This window comes from Burkholderia mycopellens, assembly GCF_964265025.1.
In the GTDB taxonomy this organism is placed as follows: Bacteria; Pseudomonadota; Gammaproteobacteria; order Burkholderiales; family Burkholderiaceae; genus Burkholderia.
This window is the reverse complement of the sequence record NZ_OZ183803.1, coordinates 868,072-880,317: the sequence shown is the minus strand read 5'-3', so window position 1 is coordinate 880,317 and position 12,246 is coordinate 868,072. Positions and strand designations below refer to the sequence as shown.

Annotated in this window: 9 protein-coding genes and 2 pseudogenes; 3 read left to right on the top strand and 8 right to left on the bottom strand. The window is 68.5% G+C overall.

Annotation, left to right across the window (positions count from 1 at the left end; all coding sequences use genetic code 11):
* Nucleotides 1-287: 287 nt before the first annotated feature.
* Nucleotides 288-617: pseudogene (locus ACPTTC_RS22195) on the top strand (amino acid permease); the annotation flags it as partial.
* Between the two features lie 8 nt (nucleotides 618-625).
* On the opposite strand, the gene ACPTTC_RS22190 reads toward ACPTTC_RS22195, so the two are convergent.
* From ACPTTC_RS22190 to ACPTTC_RS22165, 6 genes and pseudogenes are all read right to left on the bottom strand, one after another.
* Complete coding sequence (locus tag ACPTTC_RS22190) at nucleotides 626-1,204, bottom strand: NnrU family protein (protein ID WP_175953274.1); 579 nt, start codon at nucleotides 1,202-1,204, stop codon at nucleotides 626-628.
* Nucleotides 1,205-1,326: 122 nt separating this feature from the next.
* Complete coding sequence (locus ACPTTC_RS22185; RefSeq protein ID WP_423395763.1) at nucleotides 1,327-1,851, bottom strand: hypothetical protein; 525 nt, start codon at nucleotides 1,849-1,851, stop codon at nucleotides 1,327-1,329.
* A gap of 35 nt (nucleotides 1,852-1,886) precedes the next feature.
* Nucleotides 1,887-2,051, bottom strand: a pseudogene (locus ACPTTC_RS22180) (TfoX/Sxy family protein); the annotation flags it as partial.
* Between the two features lie 95 nt (nucleotides 2,052-2,146).
* Nucleotides 2,147-3,256 carry a malate/lactate/ureidoglycolate dehydrogenase gene (locus tag ACPTTC_RS22175; RefSeq protein ID WP_423393922.1) on the bottom strand — a complete coding sequence of 370 codons (1,110 nt, stop codon included), beginning with the start codon at nucleotides 3,254-3,256 and terminating at the stop codon, nucleotides 2,147-2,149.
* Between the two features lie 68 nt (nucleotides 3,257-3,324).
* Entirely contained in the window at nucleotides 3,325-4,779 is a 1,455-nt protein-coding gene (locus ACPTTC_RS22170; RefSeq protein ID WP_423393921.1) for a M20 family metallopeptidase, read from the bottom strand.
* 80 nt (nucleotides 4,780-4,859) lie between these two features.
* Entirely contained in the window at nucleotides 4,860-5,930 is a 1,071-nt protein-coding gene (locus ACPTTC_RS22165) for an NAD(P)H-dependent flavin oxidoreductase (protein ID WP_423393920.1), read from the bottom strand.
* Nucleotides 5,931-6,361: 431 nt separating this feature from the next.
* Between ACPTTC_RS22165 and adiC the strand changes: the two genes are divergently transcribed.
* Both adiC and ACPTTC_RS22155 read left to right on the top strand, forming a co-directional pair.
* On the top strand, nucleotides 6,362-7,894 hold the full coding sequence (gene adiC, locus ACPTTC_RS22160) for an arginine/agmatine antiporter (protein ID WP_423393919.1): 1,533 nt from the start codon (nucleotides 6,362-6,364) through the stop codon (nucleotides 7,892-7,894).
* Nucleotides 7,895-7,897: 3 nt separating this feature from the next.
* Nucleotides 7,898-10,237 carry an Orn/Lys/Arg decarboxylase N-terminal domain-containing protein gene (locus tag ACPTTC_RS22155; RefSeq protein WP_423393918.1) on the top strand — a complete coding sequence of 780 codons (2,340 nt, stop codon included), beginning with the start codon at nucleotides 7,898-7,900 and terminating at the stop codon, nucleotides 10,235-10,237.
* Nucleotides 10,238-10,313: 76 nt separating this feature from the next.
* Here ACPTTC_RS22155 and ACPTTC_RS22150 read toward each other — a convergent pair whose 3' ends face one another.
* Together ACPTTC_RS22150 and ftrA are read right to left on the bottom strand one after the other, a co-directional pair.
* The gene (locus ACPTTC_RS22150; protein WP_423393917.1) at nucleotides 10,314-11,066 is read right to left on the bottom strand and encodes a hypothetical protein; all 753 of its coding nucleotides are present in this window, start codon (nucleotides 11,064-11,066) and stop codon (nucleotides 10,314-10,316) included.
* A gap of 140 nt (nucleotides 11,067-11,206) precedes the next feature.
* The gene (gene ftrA / locus ACPTTC_RS22145; protein WP_226195886.1) at nucleotides 11,207-12,181 is read right to left on the bottom strand and encodes a transcriptional regulator FtrA; all 975 of its coding nucleotides are present in this window, start codon (nucleotides 12,179-12,181) and stop codon (nucleotides 11,207-11,209) included.
* Nucleotides 12,182-12,246: the final 65 nt, after the last annotated feature.

Genomic DNA, 12,246 nt, shown 5'->3' with positions numbered 1-12,246 from the left:
CTGCCGCCGCTGCGGCAATTGATGAGCAAACGGCAAGGCGTCTTTCGCATATCTCGTTTGCCGTGACGACGGTGTCCGCCCACAATCCGGGGTTGTCGTCGTCATCGCTCTCTCGCGGGCGCCGACCGGCACTTCGCGGCCGCCATTCCGATTCACCGCCGGCGGCCCGGCACATCGCGTCACACACGCTCCCTCGACATCGGCGCCCTTTGCGGCGGCAGCACGCTTGCCGCCGCGCCGCCCGATGCGCTAACGGCCAACGGGCCAACAATAACTAGCGGCAGGAGATGCAGGACAACTCATTGAGGCAAAGCCTCAAGCAGCGGCACATCACGATGATCGCGCTTGGCGGCGTGATCGGCGCGGGCCTGTTCGTCGGCTCCGGCGCCATCATCGCGACCGCCGGCCCCGCGGCGATCCTGTCGTACCTGATCGGCGGCGTGATCGTCACGCTGGTCATGTTCATGCTCGGCGAAATGGCGTCGCGCAATCCCGACAGCGGGTCGTTCTCCACCTACGCAAGCAGCTATCTCGGCGAATGGGCCGGCTTCGCGGTCGGCTGGCTGTACTGGTTCAAGTCGATGATGACGATCACCGTCGAGGCGATCCTGCTCGGCTTGACCGCTCAGCCGAACGGCCGCACGCCGATCAGCCAGCCGTGCAGGAACCGCGCGAAGACGGCCCACACGACGAGCCCGGCCACGATCGCCACGACGTCGCCCGACAGCTTGCCCGCCGGATAGCGAACGCCGTCACGGCGGTCACGCGCGCGCCACACGACGAAATCGACGAGCGACCACACGAAGAACGCGCCGAACAACACGACGGCATGCAGCGTGCCGTTCGCGAGCAGGTGCGCGATCGCCCATACCGCGACGCCGGCCACCATCGGATGGCCGACGAGCGTCTTGATGCGGTTGCCGGGCACGTAGGACGCGGCGATCAGCACGAATGCGATCGCGGTCAGCATGCCGGTGAGGTGGCGCACGCCGACCGGCGACACCCACAGTAGCGTCGCGCCCTGGCGCGCGATGCCGTAACCCCAGACGATCAGCACGAAGCCGATGATCGACGCGATCGAATAGAGGCCCTTCCAGCCTTTCTCGCCGATCCGCTCGATCGTCGCTGACCGCCAGCCGTCCGCGACGATCCGGATCGAGTGCACACCGAGGAAGATCGCTAAACCGAGAATCAGGACGAGCATCGGCTGTCTCCGTCTGGAATGATGAGTGGGGAAGCGTCCCGCGCGGCGTACGATGCGCCGTTCGCGGGGCCGGCGGCGAGGCCGGCGCGGGTCGCACCAGGCACGGGTGCAACCCGCGCCGATCATAAACGCCGAGGCCGCCGTTGTGAAGCATGGGGGATGTGCGGTGCGGCAACGCGGATGATTTTGCGCACCCGTGTGGGCGCGCCGCCGGGTGCCCACCACCCGCCACGCGCGACGCGAATCGCCTCGACACGGCCGAGATCGAAAGAAAGGAAAGCGAAATTCCCGAAGTTTTCGCGTCGCTCGATCGGTATCAAGTTCGCTTGCGCTTTGCCGCTGGTTTCGCCGCTGGTTTCGCCGCTGGTTTCGCCGCTGGTTTCGCTGCCGGTTTCGCCGTCGGTTTCGCCGTCGGTTTCGCCGTCGGTTTCGCCGTCGGTTTCGCCGTCGGTTTCGCCGTCGGTTTCGCTGCCGGTTTCGCTGCCGGTTTCGCTGCCGGTTTCGCTGCCGGTTTCGCTGCTAGTTTCGCTACCGGTTTCGCTGTTCGCTTCGCCGCCGCTTTCCCTTCCGCCACCGGCCTCGCCACCGCCCGTGCCTTGCGCTTCGGCGGCCCCGCCAGCAACGCCGCGCGATACGCACTGCGGCACCAGTCGAACAGCGCGCCTGCGTCCTCGAGCACGTCGGCCGGCGTTTCGTAATAGCCTTCGAGCGACACCGTGCGCGTGGGCCGCTCGTACAAGAATGACCCCATCCCCGCCGCGACGAACGCCGGACGGTTCACGTCATCCACACGCAGGAACAGCGACCCGCGCGACATGAAGCCGAACATCACGCCGTCGAGCCGCATCGCCGCACCGCTGAAGAACCGCACGACCGTCACGTTGCCGAGCGGCGCGAGCTGATACGCGATCTCCTCACCGCGCGCCTTTTCCGATTGCCAGCTCATGCGGATGCCGTGCAGCGCTGCGTCCACGCATCGAGCTCGGCTACGTCGAAGCCGACCGCCGCCGCGCTCTCGCGAATCTGCCGCCACGTCGCGCGATCGACCGGAATGCCGCCGGCACCGCGTGCCGCGCGGCTGGCCTCTTCCGGCTCGCCCGGCACCTGCACCGGCGCGTCGCCGGCCTGCGGCGACGCCTTCGCCCATGCGACGAACGCATCGGCTTCGCGTTCCGCGTCGGCCGCATCGAACGCGTTCGGATCGATCAGCACCGACAGCATTCCGTTCACGATCGCGCTCGTCTTCTGCAACGTGTCGCCGTAGGTCGTGTGCCCGCCGACGAGCGCGCCGCCGAAAATCTCGCACATCGCCGCCAGCGCGTACCCTTTATGCATCCCGAACGGCAGCAGCGCACCGAACGGCTGCTCGTGCATCACGGCCGGATCGTCGGTCGGCTGGCCGCGATGGTCGATCAGCGAGCCGGCCGGCACGCGCTTGCCCTGGTTGTACGCGACGCGCGTCTTGCCGTACGCGATCGCGCTGGTCGCAAAATCGAGCAGCAGCGGCGGCCTGCCCGCACGCGGATACGCGGCGCAGAACGGGTTCGTGCCGAAGCGCGGATCGGTACCGTGCAGCGGCGCGACCAGCAGGTCGCCCGGCACGTTGACGAAATGGAACGATACGAGCCCCGCGCGCGCGCACTGCTCGGCCCAGTGCCCGATACGGCCGAGATGATGCACGTCGCGCAGCCCGATCGCGCAGATGCCCATGCGTCGCGCGCGGTCGATCCCTTCGACCATCGCCTCGAACGCGATCACCTGGCCGAAGCCGCGCCCGCCGTCGATCGTCAGCACCGCGCCGCCGTCGCGAACGATCGACGCGTGCCCGTTCAATTGCAACTGCCCTTCCCGCCACGACGCGACGTAGTTCGGAATCATCCCGATCCCGTGCGAATCGTGGCCCGCGAGATTCGCGCCGACCAGGTGATCGGCGACGAGCCTTGCCTCCCGCTCGCTGCTGCCGGCCTGTTCCCAGAGCGCCGCGACGAATGCATGCAGCGGTTCGGCCCGCATGCGCAGCGGTTCGGTATCGGGCGTCGGCAGTGCGGTCATCGGCAAGGCTCCGTCAGGTCGGGTCGGGCAGTTGTCACGCTAAGCGCTAAACACTCGGCACCAGGCGATCAGCGCGCGGTCGCGATCACGTCCGCGACCGCCGCCGTCAGCTTCTTCGCATACGGCACGTGCAGGAATTCGTTCGGGCCGTGCGCGTTCGACTTCGGCCCGAGCACGCCGCACACCATGAACTGGGCGGACGGGAAACCTTCCTGCAGCACGTTCATCAGCGGGATCGTGCCGCCGAGGCCCATGTACGCGCAGTCGGCGCCGAAGTGGCGGCGCGACGCGGCATCGAGCGACGATGCGAGCCACGGCGCGAGATCCGGCGCGCTCCACCCGGTCGCGGCGCCCGCGTCCGGCTTGAACGTGACCTTCGCGTTGTACGGCGGATCGAGTTCGAGCAGTGCCTTCAATTGCTGCACGGCCTGCGCGGCGTCGACGAGCGGCGGCAGGCGCAGCGACAGCTTGAACGCGGTGCGCGGACGCAGCACGTTGCCCGCATCGGCGAGCGCCGGCAGGCCGGCCGCGCCGGTGACCGACAGCGACGGACGCCACGTCGAATTCAGCAGCGCCTCGCGCGGATCGGTCGTGGTCGGCAGCACCGGCTTGCCATCCGCGCCGCAAGCCCACGGCAGCCCCTTCCACACGGCGTCGCCGAGAATCGCGGCGGCCGCGTCGGCTTCGCGCACGCGGCTGTCGGGAATCTCGCAATGGAACACGCCCGGCAGCAGGTTGCCGTTCTTCGCATCCTCGAGGCGCTCGAACAGCTGGCGCATCACGCGGAAGCTCGACGGCGCGATGCCGCCGAACACGCCCGAGTGCACACCTTCCTCGAGCACCTCGACCTGCAGGTCGCCGGACACGAGCCCGCGCAGCGACGTGGTGAGCCACATCTGGTCGTAGTTGCCGGCGCCCGAATCGAGGCAGACGACGAGCGACACCTGGCCGAGCCGGTCGCGCAGCGCATCGACGTACGGCAGCAGGTCGTAGCTGCCCGATTCCTCGCAGGTCTCGATCAGGCCGACGCAGCGCGGCCGCTCGATGCCCTGCTCGTCGAGCGCACCGAGCGCCGCGAGGCTCGCGTAGATCGCATAGCCGTCGTCCGCGCCGCCGCGGCCGTACAGCTTGCCGTTCTCGTACTTCGGCGTCCACGGGCCGAGGTCCGCGCGCCAGCCGTCGAATTCGGGCTGCTTGTCGAGGTGGCCGTACAGCAGGATCGTGTCGGTGCTGCCCGAACGCGTGGCGGGCGATTCGAAGAAGATCACCGGCGTGCGGCCGGGCAAACGCACGACCTCGAGCTTCAGGCCCTTCACGGGCTGACGCTCGGCCCACTGCGCGGCATCGGTGACGACGCGCTCGAGATAGCCGCGTTTCGCCCAGTCGGGGTCGAATGCGGGGCTCTTCGCGGGGATCGCGATGTAGTCGGTCAGGGCGTGGAGGATTTCATCGTTCCACTTGCGCTCGATGAAGGTAACGAGCTTGTCATGGTCGAGGACGGGGGTAGTGTCGACGGAGGTCATGGTGGGGGTGCCTGGATCGGGCTGACGAAAACCCAGATGATACGCCGATGCTCCCGCGCCAGCGCCCCCTTCCCGGTGGTTCAGACCGCCTGCGGGAACGCGTCGCGCAGCCCCGCCGCGCACGCGAGTGCGTCGCGCCACAGGCGTTGCGTCAGTTCGCCCGCATCCTCTTCACGCGCAAGCGCCGCGGCCTCGCCCGCCCACAGCAGCGAGAAGTCGTCGCGGCCTTGCCGCTCGAACGCGCCGCGCAGCGGATCGACCACCGCCGTCGCGAGCGGGAACGCCGGCGCGAGCGCGCTCATCGGCCCCTGCTCGCGCATGAAGCGCGTCAGCAGCCCGCGCGCGGGGCGGCCCGTGTACAGGTTGGTCATGCGCGTGCCGTCGTCGCGCGCGGCGCGCACCGCCGCGCGATGCAGCGCCGAACGGCCCGCTTGCGGCGTCAGCAGGTAGCCCGTGCCGATCTGCACGGCGCGCGCGCCGAGCGCGAACGCTGCCGCGATGCCGCGCCCGTCGACGATCGCGCCGGCCGCGATCACCGGGGCGCGCACCGCGTCGACGATCTGCGGCAGCAACGCGAACAGGCCCGGCTGCGCGTGGATGTCGTCGGTCAGGAACATCCCGCGATGGCCGCCGGCCTCCGCGCCCTGCGCAACGATCGCGTCGACGCCGCGCGCATCCAGCCAGCGCGCTTCCTCGACGGTCGTCGCGGACGACACCACCTGCGCGCCCGTGCGCCGCACGCGCTCGAGCAGCGTGTCGTGCGGCAACCCGAAATGGAAGCTGACGACGGCCGGCCGCAATGCCTCGACGACCGCGCACATCGCGTCGTCGAACGGCGCGCGGCCGGGGCCGCCCTTCACGTCGGCCGGATCGAGCCCGGCTTGCGCGTAGTAGCCGGCGAGCGCCGCGCGCCAGCGCGCGTCAACCTCGGCATCGGGCGCCGGCGGCGTATGGCAGAAGAAGTTCACGTTGAACGGCGCGGCCGTGCGCGCGCGGATCGCCGCGATCTCGTCGCGCAGTTGCTGCGGGCCGAGCGCCGCGCATGCGAGCGAGCCGAGCCCGCCGGCTTCGCACACCGCGATCGCGAGCGGGCTCAGCGAACCGACCATCGGGGCCTGGATCAGCGGCAAGCGGGAAGGCAGCGTCGTCATCGGAATCGTCCTCGGGGAAGAAGCGAAGCGTGCGCGCGCAGGCAGCGCGCATCAATTGCGCTCGATATTAACCGACAAACCCGCACCCCATTGCTGCGCCATTTACATCACAAATCGATTCAATCGATTCGGAGAAACGATTATTCACGGCAGCTTCGGCGCCGTGATCCCGGCGTCCGGATTCGAGACCGACAGAAACGCCTTCCAGCGTTGCCGCACGGACCACCTCCCCCCGCCTTCAAACGCCGATTTACCGGTTTCAATGACATTCATCAATCTTCAATTTATTAAATACCGGCGTTTACCCTTATTCGAAACCATCCAGGCGATAACATGAACACGTTAATTAAATCGACGATCCGCACCGGAATCGCCGACCGGCGCCCCGCCGCGCCACCTCAACCGCAACACGTCTCGTCAAGGAGCGTCGCATGTCCGATGCCAGCTCGTCCTCCTCCCGCTCCGCCGCCACGCCGGCAGCGACTTCCGCGCCGAAAATCGGCGTCATTCCCGCCACGCTGATGGTCGCAGGCAACATGATGGGCTCCGGCGTCTTCATGCTGCCGGCGAACCTCGCCGCCACCGGCGGCATCGCGATCTTCGGCTGGCTGATCACCGTCGTCGGCGCCGTGTCGCTCGCGCTGGTGTTCGCGAAGCTCGCGGCGATCGACCCGGCCGCCGGCGGCCCGTATGCGTATGCGCGCAAGTCGTTCGGCCCGTACATGGGCTACCAGACCAACCTGATCTACTGGCTCGCGAACGTGCTCGGCAACGTCGGCCTCGCCGTCGCGGGCCTCGGCTACCTCACGCATTTCTTCCCGGTCCTGAAGGACCCGCTCGTGTTCGCGCTCGCGCAGATCTTCGTGATCTGGCTGTTCACGTACGCGAACATCCTCGGGCCGAACGTCGTCGGCCGCGTGCAGTCGGTCACGACGGTCTTCGCGCTGGTGCCGATCCTCGGGATGGCCGTGTTCGGCTGGTTCTGGTTCAGCAAGGATGTGTATTTCGCCGGCTGGAACGTGTCCGGCACCAACAGCTTCAGCGCGATCGGCGCGACGCTGAACTTCACGCTGTGGGCGTTCATCGGCGTCGAGAGCGCATCGGTATCGGCCGGCGTCGTCGAGAACCCGTCGCGCAACGTGCCGATCGCGACCGTCGGCGGCGTCGTGCTCGCGGCCGTCTGCTACGTGCTCAGCTCGACCGTGATCATGGGGATGATCCCGAACAAGGCGCTGCTCGCATCGAGCGCGCCGTTCGCGGATGCCGCGCGGCTCGCGCTCGGCGACACCGCCGCGAACGCGGTCGCGCTGTGCGCCGCACTGGGCTGCCTCGGCTCGCTCGCGGGCTGGACGCTGCTGGTCGGGCAGACCGCGAAGGCGGCCGCCGACGACGGCCTGTTCGCCAGCGTGTTCGCCCGCGTGAACTCGAAGAACGTGCCGTCGGCCGGCCTTGCCATCGTCGCGCTGATCATGTCGGTGCAGGTGCTCGCGACGATGTCGCCGAGCGCCAGCGAGCAGTTCGGCAAGATCGCGTCGATCGCCGTGATCATGACGCTGCTGCCGTACATCTACTCGTGCATCGCGATCAAGGTGCTCGGCTACGGCAAGATGCCGTCGCATCAGTTCACGTTCTACACGATCGTCGGCCTGATCGGCGCCGTCTACGCGCTGTGGGCGATGGTCGGCTCCGACGGCCAGCAAACGCGCTGGTCGCTGATCTTCGTCGTCGCGACGATCGTCTTCTACGAGCTGTCGATCAACCGCCAGCGCGAGATCGAGGAAACCCATATCCATCCGGGCGGCCGCTCGCCGCGCTGGGTTCGCTATCTCGCGCTCGGCGTGACCATCGCCGCGCTCGCCGCCACCTTCTGGATCTCCGTGGGCCGTCACCAGGCCGACACCCTTCACGCGCGCTCGCCGGCCGTTGCCGCGAGCGTCCAGGCAACCCAGCAAACGGGGGAATGACACATGACCGCTTCCTTGACCCAACCGGCCTTCCGCCGCCTCGGCATGAAGGCGCTGCTCGTGCAGCACGACATCGATGAACGCACGGCCACCGGGCGCGCCGCAACGGCGCTTGCCGAGGAGCTGCGCACGCGGCTCGTCGACGTCGTGATCGCGACGTCCGCCGACGATGCGTGCGCGGTGGTCGCCGCCGATCCGGCGATCCAGTGCCTGCTGCTCAACTGGGAACTCGGCAACGATGCCGGGCACGCACCCGCGCAGGCCGTGCTCGACGCGATGCGCGCGCGCAACGCGACCGTGCCCGTGTTCCTGCTGGCGAGCCGCGCGAGCGCGTCCGCGATTCCGGTCGACGCGATGCGCAAGGCCGACGACTTCATCTGGATGCTGGAGGACACCACCGCGTTCATCGGCGGCCGGATCGTCGCCGCGATCGAGCGCTACCGCGAGACCGTGCTGCCGCCGATGTTCCGCGCGCTCGCACAGTTCTCGCGCGTGTACGAATATTCGTGGCACACGCCCGGCCACACCGGCGGCACCGCGTTCCTGAAATCGCCGGTCGGCCGCGCGTACTTCGAATTCTTCGGCGAATCGCTGTTCCGCTCCGACCTGTCGATCTCGGTCGGCGAACTCGGCTCGCTGCTCGACCACTCGGGCCCGATCGGCGAAAGCGAACGCTACGCGGCGCGCGTGTTCGGCGCGCATCGCACGTATCACGTGACGAACGGCTCGTCGATGTCGAACCGCGTGATCCTGATGGCGAGCGTCACGCGCAACCAGGTCGCGCTGTGCGACCGCAACTGCCACAAGTCGGCCGAGCACGCGATGACGATGTCGGGCGCGATTCCGACCTACCTGATTCCGTCGCGCAACCACTACGGGATCATCGGCCCGATCATGCCCGAGCGGCTGACGGCCGCCGCCGTGCGCCTCGCGATCGACGCGAACCCGCTCGTGCGCGGCCGCGACGGCATCGACCCGACGCCCGTGCATGCGCTGATCACGAACTCGACGTACGACGGCCTCTGCTACAACGTCGCGCGCGTCGAGGAGCTGCTCGGCCAGAGCGTCGATCGATTGCATTTCGACGAGGCGTGGTACGGCTACGCGCGCTTCAACCCGATCTACCGCGACCGTCACGCGATGCACGGCGATCCCGCGCAACACGACGCGAGCAAGCCGACCGTGTTCGCGACGCAATCGACGCACAAGCTGCTCGCCGCGCTGTCGCAGGCCTCGTTCATTCATGTCCGCGACGGCCGCAACCCGATCGAGCACGCACGCTTCAACGAGGCGTACATGATGCATGCGTCGACGTCGCCGAACTACGCGATCATCGCGTCGAACGACGTGAGCGCCGCGATGATGGACGGCCCCGGCGGCGAGGCGCTGACGACCGACGCGATCCGCGAGGCCGTCGCGTTCCGCCAGATGCTGGCGCGCCTGCATGCGGAATGCGCGGAGAACAACGACTGGTTCTTCAATGGCTGGCAGCCCGATAGCGTCGTCGATCGCAAGACGGGCCGACGCGTGCGCTTTCACGAAGCGGACGAGACGCTGCTCGCCACCGACCCGTCGTGCTGGGTGCTGCATCCGGGCGACACGTGGCACGGCTTCGGCGATATCGAGGACGACTACTGCATGCTCGACCCGATCAAGGTGTCGATCGTCACGCCGGGCGTCGCATCGCACGGCGGGTTGATGCCGGTCGGCATTCCGGCGTCGGTCGTCACCGCGTATCTCGACCGGCACGGGATCGTCGTCGAGAAGACGACCGACTTCACGATCCTGTTCCTGTTCTCGCTCGGCGTGACGAAGGGCAAGTGGGGCACGCTCGTCAACACGCTGCTCGACTTCAAGCGCGACTACGATGCGAACGCGCCGCTCGAACAGGCATTGCCCGAACTCGTCGCGCGCTATCCGCAACGCTACGGCAAGCTCGGCCTGCGCGACCTGTGCGACCTGATGTTCAGCGCGATGAGCGACCTGAAGACGACCGAGATGATGTCGCGCGGCTTCTCCACGCTGCCGAAGCCCGATTACAGCCCGGCCGAGGCGTTCGAGCACCTGGTGCACAACGACATCGAGATGCTGGAGCTCTCGGAGATGGAAGGCCGCACCGTCGCGACGGGCGTCGTGCCTTATCCGCCCGGCATTCCCCTGCTGATGCCCGGCGAGAACGCGGGGCCGGCCGACGGCCCGCTGCTCGGCTACCTGAAGGCGCTCGAGCAGTATGACCTGCGCTTCCCGGGCTTCACGCACGACACGCACGGTGTCGAAGTCGAGGATGGCGTGTACCGGATCGCGTGCATCAAGCAGAAGCCGCGCGATACCCGCACGCGCTGAGTGCACCGAGTGTGCACGGCGACGCCGCGCCGCCGCCCGGCGGCGGGCGTCGTCGCTCGCAGCCGGCGTCGGCCGTTCAGGCCGCCGGCTGCCCCTTCAGTTGGCCGACCCACTCGGCGAGTTGCGCCGCCCCCTCTTCGTCGAGCTTGCCATCGAGTTCGCCGTACCACGACGCGATCGCGTCGGCCGGCTGCGTGGCCTTCAGGATCTCGAGGCTCTTCTCCAGGAACGACGAGAAGAACGGAATGCCGCGCATGGAGAGGAAGGTCGAATCGGTGATGCGCACCTGCGCGTAGACGTCGCGCATCCAGACGAGATGCGGCAGCGCCTCGCGCAGGTGGCCGCTCTGCATCAATGCGGAAATGAAATTCACGCACGCGGCGACGTCGGACTGCTCGTGCGTGTCGTGATTGACCTGGGCAGCCTTCAGCAGCCACGCTTCGCCGCGCTCCACTTCGCCGCACATCACCGACGTCGTCGCGAGCTGCAGCGCGTTGTGCGCGCTCGGCTCCTGCTCGAACAGCTTGAGCCAGTACGGGAAGGCTTCCGGGTAGCGCGCCATCTCCGAGTACGCGAGCGCGCACAAGCGCGCCGCATCGGCCAGCCGCGCCACGTGCGGCATGGCGCCCGCGATCGCGTCCTTGGGCCGGCCCGCCTGGAACGCGGCCAGCGCGGGGGCGAGTTCGGGGGCGATGTCGGGCTCGCGCGACGCGCCCGGTTCGCCCGGTTCGCCCGGTTCGCCCGGTTCGCCAGCGTCTTGCGTCAACGGCGCAGGCGACGACGCTTCCGCGCGCGGTTTCTTTCCGAACAGCTTTCCCAGCAGGCCCATGATGGTGTCCTTGTCGTTTTCGTCGTGCCGCGTGAACGGCGCAAGCCGGTGACCACGCGACCGGCTTCTCTCAGTGATGCGCGATCTTACGCCACCGCGGCGTCACCCGAGGAAAGCGTCGACAGGAACCGGTACCGCGCTCAAGCGTCCCGCGTGCCTTCGCCGCGACTCATCCCGCGCCGGTACGCGGCCGGGCTCGTCGCCGCGACGCGCCGGAAATGCCGGCGCAGCGATTCCTCGGAACCGAACCCCGCTCGCGCCGCAACCTGCGCGAGCGACAACCCGGGATGGGCTTCGAGCATGTCCTTCGCGACGTTCACGCGTTCGCGGATCAGCCACGCGAGCGGCGACATTCCCGTCGCATCCGCGAACTGACGCTGCAGCGTGCGCGTGCTCATCGCGGCCTGCGCGGCAAGCGACGCGAGCGTGTGCGGCTCGGCCGCGTGCGCGCGCATCCAGTCGATCAGCTTCGCGAGCCGGTCGGTGCCGCCCGGCGCGACCGGGCGCGGCACGAACTGCGCCTGGCCGCCGTCACGATGCGGCGGCAGCACGAGGCGCTGCGCGACCCGGTTCGCGATCGCGCCGCCGTGATCGCGGCGCACGAGATGCAGCAGCATGTCGAGCCCCGCCGCCGATCCGGCCGATGTGATCACCTGCCCTTCGTCGACGTACAGCGCATCGGGATTCACGCGCAGCGCCGGATAGCGCGCCTGCAGTTTCTCCGCATAACGCCAGTGGGTCGTCACCGTGAGGCCGTCGAGCACGCCGGCCGCGGCCAGCACGAACACGCCCGAGCAGATCGAGCAGAGCCGCGCGCCGCGGCGATGCGCGGCCCGCAGTTTCTTCAGCAGCGGTTCCGGCGGCGGTTCGTCCGGATCACGCCAGCCGGGAATCACGATGGTATCGGCGCGATCGAGCGTCGCGAGCCGATACGGCGCGGCGACCGTGATGCCGCCCGCCGCGCGCACGGGCCCCGGCTCGCTCGCGCAGACCGCGAAGCGATACCAGTCGACCCCGAGCTCGGGGCGTTCGAGGGCGAACAGTTCGACCACGCAGCCGAATTCGAACGTGCAGAGGCGGTCGTAGGCGAGCGCGACGACGAGATGATTGTGCATGGCGTGATGTTACCGGAACTTGTCGATCGCGCCACTGCCGCGAAACCTGAGGAACCGCGATACTG